Here is a 22,560-nt window from a genome sequence, read left to right as displayed (position 1 = left end):
AGACCGCTGATTGAGGCCCACCGATGAGCTACACCCCGGCCGACGTTCTCTTGGACATTCATGCCTCCGCCCTCGCGGGCATGGCCAGCAGCCCGAAGCATTTCGAACGCTGGGCCGCACTGGCCGCCGACGAGGACTACCCGGACGCCGATCTCAGCGAAGAACGCTTTCACGAGGGTCTGGTGAGCGTGGACGAGGCTCTCATCACCCTCTGGAGCCGTCATCTCACCGCATGGGACTTCGCGGAAGACCCTCAGTGGGCACTCGGCACCCCCACCCGCACCGACGAACGACGGGCGGTCGTGTACGACCGTCTGCGCTTCGGCAGCGACCTGCGGAAGGCTCTGGACAACGCGGTCCCCGTGGCAAAGCTCCCCGGCCCCACCGTGATCACCCGCGAGTTCACCCCCTGGTACACGCCGGAGCGCACGGCTGCCCGCTCCTTCTACTGGAAGTCGTACGAGGGGAAGCTGCGCGCCAAAGGCTGGCCCGAGGCAGCGATAGCCAGCCTGGACGAGGCAAGCCGAGCCGTCGTCGAACGTCTCTCCGACCCCGAACAGCCCGCCGCCCGACAGGCGAAGGGCCTGGTCGTGGGCTACGTCCAGTCGGGCAAGACAGCGAACTTCACCGGAGTCACCGCCAAGGCGATCGACGCCGGCTACCGCCTGGTCATCGTCCTCGGCGGAACCCTGAACCTCCTTCGCGCACAGACCCAGCGCCGCCTCGACATGGAACTGATCGGCCAGGAGAACATCCTGCGCGGCGCCGACATCACCGACCTGGACTCCCTCGTCGGCATCGACTACGTCAGAGACGACGACGCCGACTGGCCCGACTTCGTCCGACACGGCGGGCGCCCCTCCGCCCTGGGCTCCTTCGACATCGAGCGCCTGACGACCCGGGACAACGACTACAAGAGCCTGGCCCAGGGCATCCGAGCGCTGGAGTTCGAGAAGCGCGAACACACCCGCCCGTTGCACGATCCGGCCAACCTCCACCACACCGCGGCGCGCGTCCTGGTGGTGAAGAAGAACAAGTCCGTCCTCACCAAGCTCGTCAAGGACCTCAAGCAGATCCACGGCCTGCTCGGCGAACTCCCGGCCCTGATCATCGACGACGAGTCCGACCAGGCTTCCGTGAACACGCGGGACCCGAAGAAGTGGGAGGCGGGCAAAACCGACCGCACCGCGATCAACGGGCTGATCTCCCAGCTGCTACGGCTGCTGCCGCGGGCGCAGTACGTGGGCTATACGGCAACTCCGTTTGCCAATGTCTTCGTCGATCCCGGCGACGAAGAGGACATCTTCCCCCGCGACTTCCTCATCTCCCTTCCCCGCCCGAGCGGCTACATGGGCGTCCAGGACTTTCACGACCTGGACGACGACGGGCAGGGACAGGCCGAGGCGACCCACGTCCGCGGCATCTACGACTCCACCGGCGACCGACTCCAGGAGGCCCTGGACGCCTTCGTGCTCACCGGAGCCCTCAAGCTCTACCGAGCCGACCGCGGTGTTCCCGAAGGGCCGTTCCGTCACCACACGATGCTCGTGCACGAATCGGTCAGGATGGCCGAGCAAGCTGCGCTCGCCCTGCGCATCAGCACGATGTGGCACAGCGCTGGATACAAGGGGACGGAAGGCCACACCCGCCTCGCCGCCCTTCTCGAGAAGGACTTCCGCACCTACGCGGACGACACCGTGCCCACTCCGGAGACGTACGCGGACCTCAAGCCGTACGTCTCCCGCGCCCACCAGCTCATCTCCAAGGGCGGCACGCCGGTCATCGTCGTCAACGGCGACAGTGAACGCGACTACGACCAGCCCGACCTCGACTTCGACCGCACCCCGCACGTCTGGAAGATCCTCGTCGGCGGCACCAAGCTCTCCCGCGGCTTCACCGTCGAGGGCCTGACGATCTCGTACTACCGCCGCACGACCCAGCAGGCGGACACCCTGATGCAGATGGGCCGCTGGTTCGGCTTCCGGCCCGGGTACCGGGATCTCGTACGGCTGTACATCGGACGCGAAGAAACGCTCGGCCGCAGTCGCAACGCCAAGACCGTCGACCTGTACGAGGCCTTCGAGGCCATCTGCCGTGACGAGGAGCTCTTCCGCGAGGAGCTGGCACGGTACGCGCCACTGGTGGACGGCCGGCCTCAAGTGACGCCCGCGCAGATCCCGCCGCTGGTGGCGCAGCATCTGTCGTGGGTGAAGCCGTCGGCCCGGAACAAGATGTTCAACGCGGAGCTGGTGGAGGTTCGGTCGCCCGGAACTTGGGTGGAGCCCACGGCCTACCCTGAGCTCCCCGCGGAACTGGCCCACAACACGGAGGCATGGGAGCCGGTGCTGGCTGCCCTGGGAGACACCCCGGTTCGACTGGCGGTCGGGAACGAGGCGGGGTACGAGGCGCGGGTGGGGGCCGTCTCCCACGAGACGCTGATGCAGGTGCTGTGTGACCTGCGGTGGTCCGTCCCGAGTCAGTTCTCGCCGCACCTTGAGTTCCTGTTGCGAGCGGGGCAGCAGCCGGCGACGATCGACGACTGGTTCGTGATCACGCCTCTGCAGTCCGCCGCCGGTCGCCGCGAGGCGGGCATCCTGGGGCAGGGCCTGTTCACCCCGGCCCGACGAACGCGTCGTCGTGGTCCGCTGTTCGGCGCGATCAGCGAGCCGAAGCATCGCGCCGCCGCACTGCGGATCGCGGGAGCCGTCACGACGACGGGGACCGCGGCGGTCGAGGAGAACGTCCGTCCCCGCCGGGGCGCTCTGATGCTCTACCCGGTGGTGGAGTCCGAGCTCCGGCTCACCGCGGACGGGGCGGTGGATCCGCGCGACCTGATCATGGCCTTCTCCTTCGTCGCGCCGAAGTCGTCGGTCGGGCCGGCCAGCCCGCTGGTCCGGTTCCGCGCGATCGACTCGGGCCGGCAGGATGCAATCGTCATCGATCTAGACGACGCACGTCCCTGAGGCGCGACAGCATTGAACGACCTGAGACCTTCTTCGCCCGGCGTCTCCGCACGCATGTCCCGGCAGGTCAGCAAGGACACCGCGGCGGAGCTGGCCGTACGCCGCCTGCTGCACGCGGCCGGCCTCCGCTACCGCGTGGAGTACCGGGTGCCGGGCATGGCGCGGCGCCGGATCGACGTGGCGTTCCCCGGGGTGAAGGTGGCGGTCCTGATCGACGGGTGCTTCTGGCACGGCTGCCCCGTGCACGCGACTCATCCAAGGGCCAACGCGGAGTGGTGGCGTCAGAAGCTGGAGCGCAACATGGCCCGGGACATCGAGACCACCGAGCATCTTCGAGCCGAGGGGTGGGAGGTCTTGCGGTTCTGGGAGCACGAAGCACCGCAGGACGTGGCCGACGAGGTGCGCAGAGTCGTGACACAACGGAAGAACGGGGTGGGCAATGGGTGATCTGACATTCGTCGACGTATGCGCTGGAGCGGGTGGGCTGGCCATCGGTCTGGAACGGGCGGGGTTCACCCCGACCCTGCTACTGGACGAGGACGAGGACGCCTGCCGCACCCTCTCGACCAACCGACCGGATTGGAACGTGTTACAGGCCGACCTTGTCGACTTCGACCCGAGCGAGCATCCCGAGAGTCAGGACGTCGACCTGCTCTCGGCCGGGCTGCCACGAGTGAAATCCAACGCCACGATCACCCGGACCGAGACCGGCCGGGAGGAGCAGCTGCTGAGAGCCGCGGTCTATCTCGTGCATGCGGTCCGTCCCCGAGCCCTGCTTCTGGAGAACGTGCCCGGCCTGGCCGATTCGGACAAGTTCCAGGATTTTCGTGACTTCGCCCGCGCCGAACTGGAGCACCTCGGCTACGAGTTCAGCTGGTTCGTCCTCAACGCCGCGGACTTCGGCGTACCGCAGGACCGCAAGCAGGGCGTTCTGGTCGCCATCCAACGCCAGTGGTTCGCCGGCTTCCACCCGCCCGTGCCGACTGTGACCGAGCATGTGTCCGTCGGCGAGGCTCTGGGCCCTTCGATGCGATCCCTCGGCTGGCCGGACGCCGACCGGTGGGCAGCTCAGGCGACCTCGGTCGCGCCGACGCTGGTCGGCGGTTCGAAGAACCGCGGAGGAGCCGACCTCGGCCCAAGGGGGACGAAGCGGAAGTGGGAGACGATGGGCGTCAACGCGCACTCCCTCGGGAACGAGCTTCCGGGGCCGGAATTCCGGTGGCACCCGGAACTGGGCAGGGACGGCATGGTGCAGGTGACCGTGGACCAGGCCGCCGTCCTCCAGGGGTTCCCGGACTACTGGACGGTCACGGGCCGAAAGACACCTCGTTACCGACAGATCGGTCATGCGTCCCCTCCGCCGGTCGGAGAGGCGCTGGGTCTGGCCATCGCCGAGGCGCTCGATCGGAATCCGGATCCGGCGATCTTCGCGGCCGGCTAGACTTCCACCTCATGACCAGCACGGCGCCCCATCAGTCCATCCTCGACAAGCCCTTTGTCCTGGATCTCTTCGCGGGACCTGGGGGCCTGGACGTCGCCGGACACGCGCTCGACATCCCGAGCCTCGGCATCGAGTGGGACAAGAGCGCCTGCCTCACACGCTACGCGGCCGGGCTGGACACCCTGCACGCCGACGTGAGTGCCGTGCGCAGGGATTCCTTCGAGTCACTGCCGCCGGAGATCAACGTGCTCGCCGGTGGGCCTCCTTGCCAGACGTACTCGGTGGCGGGGCACGGCGCCGGGCGCAAGAACCTGGAAAAGGTCAAGGGGTACATCGAGAGGCTGACCGCGGGCGAGTCCGACGAGGCGATCGACGAGGATCTGAAGACCCTCAGCGACCCGCGCACCGCACTGGTCCTCGAACCGCTCCGGTACGCCATCCAGGCAACCAGGAGCCCGAACCGGGAGAACCGGCCCTACGACGTCATCGTCCTGGAACAGGTCCCCGCGGTCGAGGAGCTCTGGCACCACTACGCCAAGGTGCTGCACGAGACAGGGCTCCCCGACGGCACGAAGTACAAGGTCGTTGTGGGCGTCCTCAACACCGAGACCTACGGGGTGCCCCAGAAGCGGTCCCGCGCCGTACTGATCGCCCGGCGTGAAGGCCTCGACGCGCCTTCACTCCCCGCGCCTACCCACCGTGCCTACGACGCGAAGGGATGGAACCGGCAGGTCGACGACGGCGAACCTTCGGACCAGGCCCGGCAGCCGACTCTCGACGAGGGGTTGGCAGCGGAGCGACGGGAGACCGTGGACGAGGATCTGCAGCCCTGGAGGTCGATGGGTGACGTGCTCGCCGACCCGGTGGGCATGCACCCGGGCCGGGCCACGCCGTTCCTGGTCCGGTCGAACTACGGCAGCTCCGGAGTCCCGGGCAGGCGCGGGGTCCGTAGCGACCGGCAGCCCGCGTTCACCGTCACAGGTCGCATCTCCCGCTTCGTGGTCTTCCAGCACCTCAACGAGAACGTCGTCTACGAGGGCCCGCGGTTCAGCATGAACGAGGCGGGCATGCTGCAGAGCTTCCCGCCGGATTATCCCTGGTCCGGCAAGGCGCAGGCTCAGCAGGTGGGCAACGCCGTGCCGCCCCTGTTCGGCGCGCACCTGCTGAGCGCCGCGCTCGGACTCCCCGCGCCGGACCTGAAGGTCCTGCGGGAGCCGTGGCAGCCGGCCACGGAGGAGAAACGGGCCAAGCTGAGAAGCCACGGCTGCGGGGCCCCCGACGACTGCACCGCCCAATGCCCTCGTTCCGAGGACCAGGTGCCGCCTCCTTCTTCCGAGCGCCCTCGTAAGGGCAAGAAGGCACAGGCGAAGTAGTTCCGCGAGCACGGCGCCAGGTCAGTCCGCAGCCTTCTTGCCCCTGACTGGCGCAGTCTCGAACAGCTCGGCGAAGTAGTCAGTGATCGCGGTTACGGAATCTTCCGGGACGGGATCCTCGTCGGGGCCCTCGGGAAGTCCGTGGCGTCCAACGGGCGGCGCCGATCCCTGCTCGGCGATCGCGATCCAGTCCCGCAGACGAGAAGGATCCCTGGGCTCGTCCTGGGCGAGGACGTCGTAGATCAGAGTCGCTCCAGCCGCGTTGATCGCGATGCTGAGGCCGACAGCCTCACGTGTTGTGGAGATCAGTCCGCGCTTAACGAGTTGGACCATTGCCTGAGCGGTGGGGCGGTGGTCGATCAGGTCCATCCGCAGAATGGTGTGGATGAGCTCCTGGTTCCCGCAGGCAACCTCGACCGGTCCGTAGTCCGGTCCGTTACGGAAGAGCTCGGCCGCCCACCACAGACGGGAAAAGCACTGCCTGTCCGCGGGACCTCGGAAGCGCTCCGCAGCGATGCGCGCCGGTCCGCCCGTTTTCGGCGGCTTCGGTGGATGACGCCAAGCGACATAGTCGGGAGCCACCGCCAAGGCGATGTGGTTCCACAGACGCTTGTCTGCCGCCTCTCGCCGCGTCAGGCGCAACGTGGCATGGAGCCGCGGCGCAAGCCACGCGTCGGCTCGGGTGCGGTCCTCCCGGAACTCGAACATGGCGTCTTCCACCAGGCTCCGGACCGGTTCGACCAACCACCTGGCGTCCTCCTCGGGAAGCGGCTCGACGACCTTGGCGAGGTCGATCCCCTCGTGCACCTCTTCCGCTCTGAGCAGCTCCTCCGTGAGGAACGTGTCGGCATCCGAGGTGGCGAGCAGCGCCAGCCGTCCCGGTACGTGGTTCGGTGCGGAGATCACGTCTCACTCTCTCGGTTCATCTGTTCGAGACTGCGAATGGCGTAGGCGAGTGCCCTGCTGGCATCGGCACGGCGGGCCGCCGCGTAGTGGATACGAGTCTGAAGCTCCGCCCAGCCCGACTCGCCGGTGCGGCGACGATGCACCTGTCGCAAGGCTTCCTCGACATGTACTCCGGGGATAACGTCCGGGAGCATCTCCCGCAGCACCTCTCCCTGCCAGTCGGTCGGGAAGATCGGGCCGCCGCCGGGCTCCACCTCCAGATCACCGATGGCACCATGGAACACCGCGGTCCAGACATCGGTGGCCATCTGAGTGACGAGCAGATCGCGCACCTTGCTGTCGACACCCGAGCCGTTGCTGTCCAGCAGCCCCATGACTCCCTCGACGTCGGTGTTCACGAAGACGGTGGGGACCCTGGCCGAGACGTCCACGACCCAAGGGACGTCGGAGCAGGCCCGCAACATCTGTCGAGCACTCTTCGTGAACGAGGCCCTCTGGACGTCCAGTCGGAGTCCGTCGACCGGTTCGTCCGAAACCGTGTCGACGGTCCAGCTCCGGTCAGTCTCGGCGATCGACCGTCCTGGTACGCCTTCCACCGTCCCCACGGCCTGGACAGTGAGGGAAGCCCTACCTGCGTGATCGTCACGAAGCACCTTGAGGGAGCCGGACCAGTCAAGGCCGTCCTCCGTATCACGCGCAAGGTCCACCGACGTACGCACGTTGGTCTCGCCGTCCGTGAGCACGGCGAGGACGCGTAGGTCGGACCAGGCAACGTCCGGTGCGTTGGCCCCGGGCGGGAGTGTCGCCGAGAGGCCGATGGTGGCGCTCACCCAGTCGGTGTGGCCCGCGATGCCCAATGCGACCGCCTGCTGCTGGGTCGAGTAGGCGCTGGTCTCCAGCGAATCACGGGTGCCGTCGGGAAGGTTGAGGGCGACCAAGGCCACCCTGAGCGTGATCGGTCGGCTGAGCCTCTTGTACGGATAGAACTTCCTCACGTGTCACTCCCCCTTGCCGGCGCGGAGCTCGACGACGAGGCGCGTGAACATGGTTCTGACCGGATGGCTGGTGACGTCGGTGGCCCCTCGGAACTTCGCCCGTCGGGCACCGGGGGTGAAGCGCAGGACCGTTCCGTCCACCTCGCACCCCTCGATCGCCACGAGCTCCGCCCACTTCAGCCGCGGCCGGCCTCCGGACCGCACGTCCACCTCCGCGACCGGCACCATCGGAACGATCTCGTCGCCGCCGCGCGGAATGCTCACCTCGGTGTCGATCCGCCACTCCCCGTCGTCTCCGATCGTCGCGTGGAGGTCGGTCAGCTCCGGAACGACCGGCCCGGTGGGCACCTTGGCTCTGGGCTTCTTCTTCACTGTCAACGCCTTGCGCAGGGCTTCACCGCCTTCTCGGCCGCCACGTTTCGGCTGCCGCGCGACAAGATCCCTGACCGCCTTGTTCACCTCATAGGTGAGGGCGCTGATCCGCCGATACGCGGACGGCGACCAACGCAGGGTCAGCTCCTCCGTCTGTCCCCAACGGTCGTGCTCGGGCGGTTCCGCGGCGCGCAGGAACTCCTCGGCTTCCTGCGCGAAGGGGGCCGACTCCCCTACAGCCTCCCCCACCAGGAGAACAGCCTGAAACGGGTTGGTACCGAGCGGCAGGTTGGGGACTCCGGCTCTCTTGACGGTCATGCGGTTGCCTCGCAGCGAGTGCACCCGGTTCCTCGGGCCGTCCTTCTTCTGATCGGCATCGGTGAGAGCCTCGGTGACCAACAGGACCGCTTCATGCGTCCCGAGATTCCCTCGGGCACCTCCGAGCAGAGGCACCTTCAACGGCACGCTTCGCGCCGCCACCTGCCCGGCCTCGGTGAGCCGCTCCACCGTGGCGCCGTCGTAGTACGCCCGCAGGGCGCGAGTCCGGGAGGGCTGCTCAACCGATGGGTCCACCCGCACTTCCGGCACGACCACTTCGTCGTCGTTGCGCATGGCACGGACATAGATCTCCAGGCGAGGCGGCCTTCCGCCTCCCCCTGTCATCGCAGCCCAGAAGTCACGCCCCAGAGCCTCGACCAGACGCCGGTGCATCCTGCGGATGTCCCGGGTGTCCTCGTCACCTTCTTCTTCGGAGTCCATGGGTTCGTCATCCGCATCGGATGCCTTCTCGTCGAGGCTGGCCACGTCGTGCGCGCCGACGATGAGGAACGAGGTACCGGGTTCGTCCTTCTCCCGTGTCAAGCGCAGACGGGCCACCGTCTCCTCGTCCGCCCACCAGGAGCGGGCGACTTCAGCGCCCGGTGAGTCGGGATCGGGGCGACCGAACCAAGCGGGGCCCGCGAAGGCCTGGCCGTCGATCTCCCGCCACGGGAGCTCCAGACGGCCGATGAGTCGACGCTCTTGTCGCCCCTCATGCGGCTCGGACAGGGTGGAGTTGATCAGCACGAGCCCGAGGGCGCTGGTGGCCCACAGGGTCGCCTTGCCCAGGCCGTACGAACCACCCGCGCTGTGACCCGACTTGAGGCTTTCCAGTTGCCGCCTGACCACGGCGGCGAACTTGCCGTCCGCATAGTCGTCGCCGGTGAGTCCCGAAGCGTTGTAGTCGTCGACCCGCAGAAGAACCAGACGGTCCCTTGCAAGCATGTCACGCACCCCGGCGTCCACGACTCGCCCGACCTTCTGGTTGCCCGCCGTCTCTGAGACAGCGGAGTAGTGCGGGAGAAGATCCTCCCAGAGGATCGCCTTGCGGAAATCCTTCAGGGCATCGCCGGTCAGCTCGTGCAGGGTGTAGCAGACCCGGACCGGGCGGCCGTTGTCCAGCCGCTCGTCGAGGCTGTTCTGGCAGGTCTCGCGGGCGAGCACCTGTACGTCGGCGTCGAAGGCGAAGGCGGCGGCATTACCCAGGTCGCGACCGCCGTCGGGGTAGCCACGTCGGTGGTGCCAGAAGAGCGGGAGGCCGGCCTGGGTGTCGGTGGTGCGGGTGTGCACCGTGCCGAGGTCCGTGCCGAGAGCCTTGGCGATATCGACCATGACGGTCGGGCGAGGCGTCGACCTTCCGGTGATCCACGCGGAGACGGCCGCCCGCGTCAGACCGAGCTCCTCGGCAAGTTCAGCCTGTGTCTTCCCCGCCAGCTTGAGCTGCCGGGACAGCCAGGGCCCGAACTCCTCGCCTGTCTCCACGCGCCACCCGTTCTTCCCTTGGAGTCACATGCGGAGCTTGTGCCGCACACCATGAGGCTAATTTGACAGACTCTGGCGCGTCAACCAAAAGTTGATCGGGCTGGACGGACTCGAACGCCTTGAACTCTTGCCCGACTTGCCCTAAATCACCCATCTCGCACCACTACACCTCGCCCCCGACGAGTCTCGACAAGCGGAACGGCCAACTCCCTTAATAGGGACGGGAGTTCGACTTGCGCGTCAGAGTGACTACCGCTAACTTCGGTGACGATGGCGTGTCTCATCTCGCTCGCGACCTCGAAATCGGGGAAGGCGGGCGGCCGAGGGTGAAGTGCGTCCAAATTCAGCCCCGGACCCTGCGCAGAAACAATTCCCCAAAAATCATTGACACTCGAACAGAGTCACCCGGTAGCGTGATTTCCGGAAAAATCAGCTCAGCCACGAACAATTACTTCTAATTTTTCACGGGGGCACGTGCACCTGAAACCCCTGTGCGATCAGGGCATATCGAACAGGGGTGGACCACTTCATGGACGAGAACTGTCACAGCGATCTCCTGCACTCGTCTCGGGACTTGAGTTCGTTCTACCTGGAAATTCACACGGCCAAGAGCAAGGTCGAGATCGTGAAGATTCTCTACGGATACAACCTGTCAGAAGAGGCCTTCACGGAGGGGTTCCCTGACTTGGCCAAGGTTGTCCAGGATCTGCCGGACGACGCCTCCACCACGACCTGACCAGCCAAGTCACGCCACGGATCCAGGTCTCACAAGTGCGGGCCGGTTGTACGAAGCCGGCGGCCGGCCCGCCACTCACGATTTCGTCGAACCTCGACAACCCAGGAGCGCAGAAGCAGTGTCGTCTTCGTCCTCTCCGGTGATCCAAACTGTTCTCGAACAATCCTCCCGCGTCCTGCAGACCTACGCCGTTGACCCTGGACTCGTGGCCGAACACGCCAATGGCGAGCGACGTATCACGCAGGGCGGATATGGCGATCGGCAGCTTTTCGAACTCGTCCAGAACGCAGCGGACGAAATCGCTGATGAGCCAGGCGGTCGAGTTCACGTGGTCCTCACGGAGTCGCATCTCTACTGCGCGAACGAAGGAACTCCGGTCACGCCGGGGGGCGCCGAGACCATCCTTCGGATGAGCATGTCGAAGAAGCGCGGAGGTCAGATCGGTCGATTCGGTGTCGGCGTGAAATCTGTTCTCGTGGTGACCGACGCACCGGAATTCTTCAGCCGCACCGGAAGCTTCGGATTCGACCGCGCCTGGTCGTACGCGCAGATCAGTGCCGTCCCCGGTGTCACGGAGCGGTACGGGCCCGCGTTCGACGCACCCGTCCTGCGCATGGCCCGCCCCCTGGACGAGGCGACGGAGCGCGCGGCCGACCCCGTCCTGAACGAACTGCTGACTTGGGCGACGACGGTCGTCCGCCTCCCCCTGCTGCCGAAGGCCGACATCCGGCTGGGCAAGGACATGCACGGCGGCCGCGGCAAGGACCACGGCGAGCCCCGTGAGGAGTTCCCGGTCGGCTTCCAGCTCTTCTCGCCGCACGTCGCGAAGGTCGTGCTGGAGGATCGCCGGCCCCGTCCCCTGGCCCGCCGGGTGCTCACCGCCCAGCGGAGCGGCGACCTGCACACCGTGGTCGAGGAGCGAACCGGCAAGGCCACCGCGACCGATCGGTGGCGCGTGTTCACCACCACCCACGAGCCCGGCCCGGCGGCCCGCGCGGACGCCGGCGAACTGCACGACCGGCTTTCGCTCGATCTCGCCTGGGCTGTCCCTACCTTGGAGAAGGATCCCGACAGCGGTCTGTACGTCAGCTCAAGCTCGCGAGCGCGTGGACGCGGCAAGTTCTGGTCCTTCTTCCCCACCAAGTACGAGATGTCCCTGAGTGGCGTCCTCAACGGCGCGTGGAAGACGAACGAGGACCGCCAGAACCTCCTCGACTCCTCTCCGTTCAACCAGGAGATGATCCGGGTGGCGGCGCAGCTGGTGGTCGACTCGTTGCCCGCCCTGGCCCCCGCCGAGGATCCCGGCGCCTACCTCCCGCTGCTGCCTGGCCGTGCGAAGGAGTCCATCAGCTGGGCCGACGACTTCCTGACCCGGGAGATCTGGAGCCGCGCCGCAACCGGGCCGTCGCTGCCCGACCAGGACGGTGTCCTGCGCGCCCCGACCGAGCTGCGGGTCCACCCGCGCCCTGACAAAGACCTGAAGAGTCTGCTCCGTTGGCTGCGGATGTGGCACGAGTGCCCTGGCCGTCCCTCGAACTGGTTGCACCCGAGCGTCGAGGTCGACACGCTGCGCTCCGGAAAGGTCGTCCACGTCCTGGAAGCGGCCGGGCACGAGCGAGCCGATGTCCGCGAGTGGCTGGAGGCCCTGGTCGAGAGCGGCACCGTCGAGGCGTCGAAAGCGGCCGTCCGCATCCTGGCGGACATGATCGATGTCGGTTCCCCCCTCGCCGAGCAGGCCCGCAAGGCCCACATTGTGCTCACCGAGGAACACGGACTCGTCCCCCCGGTGCCCGGCAAGGTGTTCCGCCGCGTCGAACAGGGCGGCCTGCGCGAGTCCACCGTGTATGTGGTCGACGAACTCGCCGAGGACCCCTCGGTGGCCCACGCACTCAACCTCCTCGGCATCCAGGAGGCCCACGCCGAGGGTCGGTTCGTCAGTGTGCTCGACCAGGGGTTCGACCACTACGCCCCGTCGGACTGGGAGCGGTTCTGGGAGTTGTTCCGCCAGGCGGGTGTCCGTCGCCTTGCCCAGCGGGTGCTGGACCGGGTCCCCACCCCTCGCTCGACGCTCCGTGTCCGCACGGCCGGTGGACGGTTCCGGCCGATCGAGGACTGTATGCTGCCGGGCCCTGTGGTGAACGCCGAGCGGGACCCGAGCGTCGCCGTCGACATGGGGTTCCACTCGGACGACGTGTCCTTCTTCGCCCAGGTCGGTCTACGGGAACGACCGGTCAGCGGCGTGCGGCCCGAGGCGGACGAGGAGTGGTTCGAGGAGTACCGCGAAGCGGTTCACGCCGCCTACCTGCGCAGTCTGGCCGCCGACACACCGCGTCCCTCGTTGAATCGGACGAAGTTCGAGGGCGCTGCGATCGGCGGTCCCCTCCACATCTTCCGCTCGCTGTCCGAGAAGTCCCGTGCGGCCTTCCTGCAGGCGCTGCCCGACGACGCCGTGGTGGACAACTGGACGCTCCAGGTCGGCGCGCAGACGAGCACCCGGCAGGCGGTGATCTCACCGATCCGCTGGATGCTCAAGAAGCACGGCACGGTCTCCACCTCCCAGGGGATCAAGCCGCTCAAGGAAGCCGTTGGCCCCCAACTCACCGCCTACCGCGATGTGTTGCCCGTCGCCGACATCTCACCCGAGAAGGCCCGCAAGCTACGGCTCCCGACCACCGTCGACGAGGTTCCCGCAGACCGCTGGGACGCCCTCCTCGACGAGGTGTCCCACAGCGAGGACGACTCCTTCGTCGGCGCCACCTATGTGATGCTGACGCGCTTCGGCGCGGACTTCCCCGAGGACTCGCTCACACGCTGCCGGATCGGCGACACGTGGGGCACCCGTCCCGACGACGAGATCACCCTCGCCGTCGGCGCCGCCGAGTATCGGGCGCTCCGAGCCGAGCACCTCCCGGCGCTGCTCGTGCCGACCGTCGAGGACGCCGAGCTGATGGTCGAGAAGTGGGGGATGCTCCGCTACTCCGACGTGATCAGCAAGGAGACCCGCGAGGTCCCGGAAGGCGACCCCGTACCGCTGGTCGAGCTGTTCCCCGCTCTGCGGCAGCGCCTCAACAGCGGCAACCGGAACAGCACGGTGCAGCGGTGCACCGAGCTGGAGGAGGTCACCCGTACGCCCAACGGCACGCACGCCTCTCCCCTGGACGCCGTGCGACAGGACAGCACGGTCAAGGTCCGTGTGCCTCTGGAGGCGGAGCCGATGCTGCGGCTGATCGACCGTGAGCTCGGCCTCGGCCTGGGCGCGGCCGGCTGCCGCGCGGTGCTGGAGCACCAGGATCGCATGGCCCGCGACAGCGAGCTCAAGGCGGCACAGGCGGCGGTACGCAAGGCGGACGACGTGGTGGCCAAGGTCGAGCTGCTGATCGGGGCGGACGCTCTCCGGGCCGGGCTCCCGGAGGGGCTGATGGAGGCCGAGCTGCAGGCGACCGACGGTGTGGAGCCGTCCGGTCGTCGGATCGCCCAGATGGCGTTCAACGCGCACGGCGACGGTGTGCTTCAGCAGCACGCCCGGGACATCCAGGCCCGCTTCCCCAACGCGCCTGTGGCGTACGGGGGTTCGTCGGCCGCCATCGCCTTCGTGTCGGACCTGAGGCTGCCCGTCGCGTTCGCCGGTTCGAGGACTCCGTCCCCACCTCCCTTCGAGACCGTCGAGGGGCCTCGGGACTTCCCGAGCCTCCACGACTACCAGGAGGACCTGGTCCGGAACATCTCCACCATGCTCGACCGGCTGGCCCCTCAGCGCGGCATGCTGTCCCTGCCCACCGGCGCCGGCAAGACCCGGGTCACCGCCGAGGCCGTGATCCGCTGGGTCAAGCGGGTCGGCGATCTCAAGGGTCCGGTGCTGTGGATCGCGCAGACCGAGGAGCTGTGCGAACAGGCCGTGCAGAGCTGGAAGTTCGTCTGGAGCAAGGTCGGTGCGGAGCGCCCCCTGGCCATCAGCAGGCTCTGGAGCAGCAACGAGGTCGGTGACGTCGTCGACCATCCCCACCTCGTGGTCGCCACCGACGCCAAGCTGGAGCGCTGCCTGGGCATCGAGCAGTACGCGTGGCTACGGCAGTCGGCTCTGGTGATCGTGGACGAGGCGCACACGGCGATCTCCAAGCGGTACACCGAGATCCTGGGCCGGTTGGGGCTCACCCAGTACGAGACCGGCCGTCACCTGCTCGGGCTGACCGCCACCCCGTTCCGCAACACCAACGAGGACGAGACCCGCCGTCTGGTCAATCGCTTCGGCAACCGGCGGCTCGACCAGGGGGTCTTCCCGTCCGGCGATCCGTACCGCGACCTCCAGGACTGGGGCATGCTCGCCCAGGTCGAGCACCGCACCCTGGAAGGGGGACGGATCGAACTGACCCGGGACGAGAAGACACACGCCGACCGCATGGCGATGCTCTCCCGCGCCGCTGAGCAGCGACTCGCCGACGACCACGCGCGCAGCCGACGGATCGTGGACTCGGTGGCCGAGCTGCCGGACGACTGGCCGACGTTGCTGTTCGCCACCTCCGTCGACCACGCCAAGTACCTGGCAGCCATGCTCAACGACCGAGGGGTCCCGTCGGCCGCGGTGGACTCGACGACCAGTGCGCAGGATCGCCGTACTCGCATCGAGAAGTTCCGAAACGGACGCATTCGTGTGCTCACCAACTACGGTGTGCTCACCCAGGGATTCGACGCGCCGGCCACTCGTGCCGTGGTCGTGGCCCGGCCGGTCTACAGCACCAACGTGTACCAGCAGATGATCGGTCGGGGACTGCGCGGACCACGGAACGGCGGCAAGGACAGCTGCCTGATCCTCAACGTCAGCGACAACATCGAGAACTTCGACACCCAGCTCGCCTTCACCCAGTTCGAGCACCTCTGGAGCCGTCCGTGACCGACGTCTACCTCGACAGTCCCCCGCTCACCGACGAGCAGCGGGCCGTGGTCGAGCAGCCCTGGGACGCGCGTGTCCTGGTCACCGCGGGCGCGGGGGCGGGGAAGACGCACACGTTGGTGCGCAGGCTCGACGCGCTGTGCGGTCACGAGGACCCCGACGAGGCACTGGAGGCCGCCGAGATCCTGGTGCTCACCTTCTCCAGGGCGGCGGCCCGCGAGCTGCGTGAGCGGATCGCGCGGCACGGGGAGCGGGCGCGTCGAGTGCGTGCCCAGACGTTCGACGCCTGGGCGTACGGGGTGCTGGTCCAGGCATACCCGGACGGCGAGTGGGGCACGGTCGGCTTCGACGAGCGGATCACCGCCGCGGCCCAGGCGGTCGAGAAGGGGGCGCTGGAGGCCGGCGACGCCGTCCCGCCCGCTCATGTCGTGATCGACGAGGTGCAGGATCTGCTGGGCGGGCGCCGGGAGCTGGTGGAGACCCTGCTCGATCGGTACCAGGACAGTTGCGGCTTCACCGTCGTCGGCGATGCTGCCCAGTCCGTCTACGGCTTCCAGATCGCCGACCCGGCGGAGCGTGCCGACGAGACCGGTCGGTTCTTCGACTGGCTGCGCTGCTCGTACCCGGACGACCTGGTGGAACTGAGTCTCACTCGGAACTTCCGTGCCACCACCGCGGAGGCCCGGATCGCCCTGACCCGCGGTCCGCGGCTCCAGCGGGTCAGCGACGCGGACGAGGCGGCGGCCCTCTACACGGAGCTTCGCGACCTCCTCGTGGATCCGGCGAACGGAACCGGCGACCTCACCGACCCGTTCACGCTGGACGGTTTGCGGAATCTCACCGACACCTGCGCGATCCTCACCCGCGACAACCGCCAGGCGCTGGTGGTCTCCGGCCTGCTCCACGAGCACGGCGTCGAGCATCGGCTGCGGCGCCCCCTCGAAGAGCGGCCGGTGCCGTACTGGGTGGCCGAGTTGTTGCGCCGCACGGAGGCGACCGGCCTCACCGCGGACCGGTTCCGCTCTCTGCTCGCGGAGATCCCGCTGCCGTACGAGCCGGACGCGAGCACCTTGTGGACGGTGCTGCGGCGGGCGACTCGCTCGACCGGGCGCACCGTGCTCGATCTGGAGCGGCTGCGGCGTCTGGTCGCCGACGGCAGGTTCCCCGACGAGGCGGCCGATCCCGAGACCGCGCGGATCGTCGTCTCCACCGTGCACCGGGCCAAAGGCCTTGAGTTCGACCGTGTGATCGTGCTGACCCCGCCGACCGTCGCCGAACTGCACAAGCAGTACAAGGAGGAGGTGGACCTGCCCGCAGAGGTCCGCGCCCTGTACGTGGCGATGACACGCGTCCGCCAGGATCTCTATCACGCGAGCCCCCCCGAGCTGCCGATCGTCAAGAAAGCCGGCGGCAGAAGGAACGGCCGTCGGTACGTGGGTGGTTGGCGGCCGTACGACCGTTTTGGGATCGTCGCCGAGGCGGGCGACATCTGTCGGGACAACCCACCCGGCCACGAGAGCGACGCGGCGGCGACACAGACGTATCTCCTGGAACAGGTCCGTACCGGTGCGGAAGCCGTGCTGCGAAGGCGCCACGACCTGCCGATGGGTGAGTTCCAGAGCCCGCCGTACGCCCTGACGCACGACGGACGGGAGATCGGTGAGGCCTCGGAGCGGTTCCGCGAGGGGCTGTTCCAGGTGCAGAAGGTGAACCGGACGTGGGATCCGTGGTGGCCCGACGAGATCCACGGTCTGCGTGTCGACGTCCTGGAGACGGTGTCGGGCAGTACCGCCGCCGGCGTCAACGCCGGTCTGGGCGACCGGGGTGTGTGGATCGTCCCCCGGATCACCGGCATCGGAAGGTATCGAAGGGCCGAGAACGACGAGGAGCAGGGCGCATGACGCAGGAAGCAGGTCAGCATTCCGAGCACTATCGGGTCCGGGACGAGGAGCTCCTGGTGGGGCTCCGCCGCGAGCTCTTCGGCCCGGCGCCCGAGGCCGAGCCGAAGGACCGGGACGAGGTACTGACCCAGGAGGCACCGATCGACCGCTACCTCACCGGTGTCCTCTACCCGCGTGCGGCGAGTACCGCGGCGGCGGCGCAGCTGCGGGCGGACGAAGAGGAGCAGGACGGCCTGGACATCGCCCCGCAGCGCACCGGTGACAACATCGAGGAGTCCGGCACGGCCCAGGAGGTGGGTGCCGCCGGATCCCGCCGCCCCTCGTCCATGGGGCTCACCTTCGCGGTCGCTCCCGACACCGAGGCGATCGTCGTCTCGGCGCGCGCCGCCGTCTACGAGCCCACCGACGCGGACGGCCGGCCGATCTCCGCTCGCCGGGCCGAGGCCCGCACCACTTCCGACCAGCGGGAGCAGTGGCGCCGCAAGGAACTCGCGCTGCCGGAGCAGCGGATCGACGTGAACACGCCCGATCCCAAGTGGCAGGAGGATCTCGCCCCGGGAGTCGCGCTGCGCGCCAACGTCCGCCGCCCCGACCCGTCCACCGGCACGGTCACGATCACGGTCACCCTGGTCAACACCCACCGTGTCGGCGAGCGGGAGCTTCAGGACGCGTTCTCCCTGTTCCAGTGCGGTCTCACGATCCGCGCCGCCGACGGTTCGAGCGCCTTCGTCGAGCGTCCGGCCCCGGCCGCGGCTCATGACCCCGAGGTCGCCACCAGCCGGCTGCTGCACCGCCACGCCCCGACCTTCGCTGTCGGTCACGGCTGCGCCGCCGAGTGGGACTGGACGCCGCCGCCGGTCGGCGTGACCGACACCGTCGTGGCCGCTGTCACCGAGGTGCGGAGCGAGTTCGTGCCGACCGTCGAAGTACTGCTCACCGACTCCAACCCGGAGATCGACGACTCCACCCTGTCCATGCTCGGCCTCGCCGACGGCTCCGACGCCGAGATCCTGGCCGCCCTACGAACACTCGCCGACGGCTACGAGCGCTGGATCGACCGCAAGGAGACCGAAGCGGACGCCCTGGCCGGCGAGATGCACGAGAAGCCCGCCCGGGACCAGGTGGAAGCCTGTCGCGAGGCACTCGGGCGCATCCGTACAGGCATCGAACTCCTCGAGTCCAAGCCCGACTTGATGCGGGCGTTCCGGCTCGCCAACCACGCGATGGCCGACCAGCGCGCGCGCAGCGCGTGGGTCAAGAAGGGTCGGATCGGCTCCCCCGACCCGACCGCCGGTCGCTGGCGCCCCTTCCAGATCGCGTTCCTGCTCCTCTGCCTGGCCGGGATCGACGACCCCGAGCACGAGGACCGGGGCATCTCCGACCTGCTCTGGTTTCCCACCGGTGGCGGCAAGACGGAGGCGTACCTCGGTCTGATCGCCCTGACCTCGTTCCTTCGCCGCATCCGCAAGAAGGAGAGCGGTGGCGGCGTCACCGTGCTCATGCGCTACACGCTCCGGCTGCTCACTCTCCAGCAGTTCGAGCGGGCCGCGATCCTGATCTGCGCCATGGAGCACATGCGGCGTGCCAGGCCCGAGCTGGGCCACGAGGAGTTCTCCATCGGCATGTGGGTGGGCCGCTCGGCGACCCCCAACACCCTGGCGGAGGCCGAGAGGAGGCTCGCCGAACTCCGTGGCGACCTCGACAAGCGCCTCGCCACCGAGAACCCCGTCCAACTGCATGCCTGCCCCTGGTGCGGCACTCGCCTCGACGCCCGCGCCTACGAGGTCGACGAGGACGCCAAGCGCATGCACGTCCGCTGCCCCGGTGGCGACTGCGCCTTCGTCGACGGCCTGCCGATCCACCTGATCGACGAGGCCGTGTACGACGCCCGCCCCACGTTGGTGATCGCCACCGTCGACAAGTTCGCCTCGATGCCCTGGCGGCCCGCGACCGCGGCGCTCTTCAACCGCGACGACCCGAGCGACCGCACCCCGCCCCCGGAGCTGATCGTCCAGGACGAACTCCACCTGATCTCCGGTCCCTTGGGCACGCTCACCGGCCTCTACGAGACCGCGGTGGACGCGCTCGCCGACCGCCCCAAGGTGATCGCGTCCACGGCGACCATCCGCCGCGCCGCCGACCAGGGCCGCCACCTCTTCGCCCGAGACGTCCGCCAGTTCCCGCCCGCGGGCCTGGACTCCCGAGACTCCTGGTTCGCCGTGGAGACCCCGCGTGAGGAGAAGGCGAGCCGCCGCTACGTCGGGCTGCTGGCGCCCGGCACCAGTCAGTCCACCCTCTTGATCCGTACGTACGCCACCCTGCTGCACCGAGCCAAACAGGCTCGGACCGAGGAGGAGGTGCGCGATGCGTACTGGAGCCTCGTCGGCTATTTCAACAGCCTCCGGCTGCTGTCGGCGGCCGAACTCCAGGTCCACGACGACGTGGTGGCGTATCTGGCGGTGCTCGCACAACGCGAGGGCGTGACAGCCCGCGATGTGGCCAACTACTCGGAGCTGACGAGCCGGGTCGACGCCAGCGAGATTCCCACCCGCCTCAAGCGCATCGAGAAGAAGCGGCCCGACGAGGACGCCGTGGACGTCCTCCTCGCCACCAACATGATCGCGGTCGGGGTGGACGTGGACCGGCTCGGACTGATGGCCGTCATGGGTCAACCGCAGACCACGGCCGAGTACATCCAGGCCACCAGCCGCGTCGGTCGCGCCCACCCCGGACTGGTCGCCGTCATGCTCAACGCGACCCGATCCCGCGACCGGTCCCACTACGAGAACTTCCTGCACTTCCATTCCGCGCTCTACCGCGAGGTCGAGTCCACGTCCGTCACCCCCTTCTCCGCCCGCGCCCGCGAGCGTGGGCTCCACGCGGTGATCGTCGCCCTTGCCCGCATCCTCGTCCCGGCCGCTCGCGCCAACGACTCCGCGGGTCGGGTCGAGTCCTACGAGCACCTCCTCCGCGAAGAAGTCAGGCCCATCCTGCTGAACCGGGTCCAGGACGTCACTCCTGAGGAAGTCGACGCGGTGGGCCGCGCCTTCGACGAATTCGTCGAGTGGTGGCGCGACGAGGCCGACACGCACGGCGGCCTCCTCTTCGAACCTGTCAGGGGCAGTCGCACCCCCTCGCTCCTGAAGTCGTACGACGACGAGTCCGAGGACGCCGACGCCTGGCGCACCCTATGGAGCCTGCGTGATGTCGACGCCGAGTCCGCTCTGTTCATGGAGGCAACCCGATGACCCCGCCCCCCGCGCGTCGCCGCCGGACCGGCGCTGACGGCGCCGCGCCCGCCCGCAACCTGCCGCGGCGCGGCACGGTTCGTCGGGCTCAGGCGATCACCACGTACGGCGTCGGCTCGCTCGTCGCCGTGGACCAGGAGTCCTTCATCGTCTCCGGCCTGGACGGCGCAGACGCGCACTGGAGCAGCGACGAGTCCCCCCTGATCCATGAACGGCGCCTCGCCCGTCTTCTCGGTGTCCAGCACTTCCGGCTGCCTCCCGCGTCCGAGGACACCAGCAGGGACGGCATCCGAGTGCGTCGTTTCCCTCTCATGCACTCCTGCCCCGCGTGCGGCGACCTGCGCCGACACCGCGACTTCAATCCGCCTGCCGGCCGGAGCGTCTGCGGCACCTGCGAGGTCGACCTCGTACCCTCCCGTTTCGTGATCGCCTGCGAGGCCGGGCACCTCGACGACTTCCCGTACTGGCACTGGGTCCATCGCGCTTCCGGAGGTGGTGCCACTACCGCCGGGCAGTGCGGAGGAACGCTCAAGATGCGTACCTCCGGCCATAGTTCCTCACTCCGCTCGATCCTCGTGTCCTGTACTTGCGGGGTGCCAGAGGTCTCCATGGAGGGCTCGTTCCGCAAGAGCGCGCTCAAGGATCTGGGCCTGCGTTGCCGTGGCACTCGCCCGTGGCTCGGTACCTCCGCTCCCGCCCAGGTCTGCGGCATGACGCCGCGGACGCTCCAGCGCGGTTCCTCGGCCGTGTGGCAGCCGGTGTTGAAGTCGGCGCTCTCCATCCCGCCGTGGAGCGACGGGCGCGCCGATCCGCTCGCCGAGCACTGGGAGGAGCTGCGCAAGCTCAACTCCCGAGCGGAGGTCGAGATGTGCCTGAAGTTCGCCTTCAAGGGCGAGAGTCCGGTCCCGATCGACGAGGTGATGGCGCTCCTGGACGCGGAACGAGAAGAGGACCCGAGCAGCGAGGACGGTCCCACCTTCGACCACCGATACCGAGCGCTGCGCAACAAGGAGTACGACCGGCTCTGCGCGGGCAACGACGAGCGCGAGCGGTCGCGGGACGAGCAGTTCATCTGCGAGACCCCGCTGGGCGACACGAGCGTGCTCCGTCCTCTCGGCGTGTCGGGCCCGATGCTGGTGAAGAAGCTCCGCGAGGTGCGCGCTCTCAAAGCGTTCACCCGGCTCGCAGACCCCGACGCGACGACCGAACCCCACGAGGTCCCACTCTCCGACTCCCCTCTGCAGTGGCTCCCCGCGATGGAGGTGCGTGGCGAGGGGGTCTTCCTCCGCCTGGACGAGGAACGGCTCGGTTCCTGGGAGAAGGCCGTCGCCGTCGCCGCTCGGGTCGAGCGGATGCGCACGGCTCACCAGCGGGTGATGGAACAGCGTGCCGGGGATCCAAGTCGCGTCCCGCCGTCCCCGGCAACGCCTCGCATGGTGCTCCTGCACACGCTGGCACATGTCCTCATCAACGAGTGGAGCCTGGAGGCCGGCTACCCCGCCGCCGCCCTGCGCGAGCGCCTGTACGCGGCCGACGACATGGCGGGCGTGCTCGTCTACACCGCGACGAGCGACTCGGCGGGCAGCCTCGGCGGGCTCGTCGCCCAGGGCGAACCGGAGCTTCTCGACCGGACGATCCGCTCGGCCGTCAGGCGTGCCGAGTGGTGCTCCTCCGACCCACTCTGTGTCGAGTCCGAGGCGTCCGGCACCGGCGGAACGAACCTGGCCGCCTGCCACGCCTGCGTGATGCTCCCGGAGACGAGCTGTGAGCACAACAACATCCTGTTGGACCGTGCGCTGCTCGTCGGCACCCCGGACGACCCTGACCTGGGTTTCTTCGCGGGAACGCTGAACCACTGAGGCCTGAACGGCGGCAGGGCGCCGAGGCGGACGGGCACGGTGACGGGGATTGGTACGGCAGCTGAGGCTGCCTGCCGG

General features: G+C 68.5%; 12 protein-coding genes. 9 read left to right on the top strand and 3 right to left on the bottom strand.

What is annotated here, in order from left to right; translation table 11 throughout:
* Positions 1 to 23 precede the first annotated feature (23 nt).
* From PH203_RS11930 to PH203_RS11915, 4 genes are read left to right on the top strand one after another with little or no spacing between them, the layout of a single operon-like run.
* Positions 24 to 2,963 carry a Z1 domain-containing protein gene (locus PH203_RS11930; protein WP_289919639.1) on the top strand — a complete coding sequence of 980 codons (2,940 nt, stop codon included), beginning with the start codon at positions 24 to 26 and terminating at the stop codon, positions 2,961 to 2,963.
* A 54-nt stretch (positions 2,964 to 3,017) separates the two neighbouring features.
* Entirely contained in the window at positions 3,018 to 3,410 is a 393-nt protein-coding gene (locus PH203_RS11925; protein ID WP_289920204.1) for a very short patch repair endonuclease, read from the top strand.
* Positions 3,403 to 4,404, top strand: coding sequence for a DNA cytosine methyltransferase (locus PH203_RS11920; protein ID WP_289919637.1), 1,002 nt, complete (start codon positions 3,403 to 3,405; stop codon positions 4,402 to 4,404). Before PH203_RS11925 ends, PH203_RS11920 begins: the two co-directional genes overlap by 8 nt.
* 11 nt (positions 4,405 to 4,415) lie before the next feature.
* The gene (locus tag PH203_RS11915) at positions 4,416 to 5,777 is read left to right on the top strand and encodes a DNA cytosine methyltransferase (protein ID WP_289919631.1); all 1,362 of its coding nucleotides are present in this window, start codon (positions 4,416 to 4,418) and stop codon (positions 5,775 to 5,777) included.
* A gap of 21 nt (positions 5,778 to 5,798) precedes the next feature.
* On the opposite strand, the gene PH203_RS11910 is transcribed toward PH203_RS11915, so the two are convergent.
* Genes PH203_RS11910 through PH203_RS11900 form a run of 3 tightly spaced genes read right to left on the bottom strand, consistent with a single transcriptional unit; the run spans position 5,799 to position 9,850 of the window.
* Complete coding sequence (locus tag PH203_RS11910; RefSeq protein ID WP_289919629.1) at positions 5,799 to 6,683, bottom strand: DUF6339 family protein; 885 nt, start codon at positions 6,681 to 6,683, stop codon at positions 5,799 to 5,801.
* Positions 6,680 to 7,678 carry a hypothetical protein gene (locus PH203_RS11905; protein ID WP_289919627.1) on the bottom strand — a complete coding sequence of 333 codons (999 nt, stop codon included), beginning with the start codon at positions 7,676 to 7,678 and terminating at the stop codon, positions 6,680 to 6,682. The genes PH203_RS11910 and PH203_RS11905 overlap by 4 nt, the downstream gene beginning before the upstream one ends.
* 3 nt (positions 7,679 to 7,681) lie before the next feature.
* A complete protein-coding gene (locus PH203_RS11900; protein ID WP_289919626.1) occupies positions 7,682 to 9,850 on the bottom strand; it encodes a helix-turn-helix transcriptional regulator in 2,169 nt (722 codons plus the stop codon).
* 517 nt (positions 9,851 to 10,367) lie between these two features.
* Here PH203_RS11900 and PH203_RS11895 point away from each other — a divergent pair.
* The 5 genes from PH203_RS11895 (at position 10,368) to PH203_RS11875 (ending at position 22,482) form a co-directional block, all read left to right on the top strand.
* Positions 10,368 to 10,586, top strand: coding sequence for a hypothetical protein (locus PH203_RS11895; protein WP_289919625.1), 219 nt, complete (start codon positions 10,368 to 10,370; stop codon positions 10,584 to 10,586).
* Positions 10,587 to 10,704: 118 nt separating this feature from the next.
* A complete protein-coding gene (locus PH203_RS11890; RefSeq protein WP_289919624.1) occupies positions 10,705 to 15,474 on the top strand; it encodes a DEAD/DEAH box helicase in 4,770 nt (1,589 codons plus the stop codon).
* Positions 15,471 to 17,375: a UvrD-helicase domain-containing protein gene (locus tag PH203_RS11885; protein ID WP_289919622.1), complete on the top strand. Its 1,905-nt coding sequence runs from the start codon at positions 15,471 to 15,473 to the stop codon at positions 17,373 to 17,375. Before PH203_RS11890 ends, PH203_RS11885 begins: the two co-directional genes overlap by 4 nt.
* Positions 17,372 to 20,623 (top strand): helicase-related protein, encoded by a 3,252-nt coding sequence (locus PH203_RS11880; protein WP_289919620.1) that lies wholly within the window; start codon positions 17,372 to 17,374, stop codon positions 20,621 to 20,623. Before PH203_RS11885 ends, PH203_RS11880 begins: the two co-directional genes overlap by 4 nt.
* Positions 20,620 to 22,482 (top strand): DUF1998 domain-containing protein, encoded by a 1,863-nt coding sequence (locus PH203_RS11875; protein ID WP_289919618.1) that lies wholly within the window; start codon positions 20,620 to 20,622, stop codon positions 22,480 to 22,482. Before PH203_RS11880 ends, PH203_RS11875 begins: the two co-directional genes overlap by 4 nt.
* The last annotated feature ends 78 nt before the right edge of the window (positions 22,483 to 22,560 follow it).

Source organism: Streptomyces sp. S.PB5, assembly GCF_030403745.1.
Lineage (GTDB): Bacteria > Actinomycetota > Actinomycetes > Streptomycetales > Streptomycetaceae > Streptomyces.
This window is presented reverse-complemented; position numbering and strand designations above follow the sequence as displayed.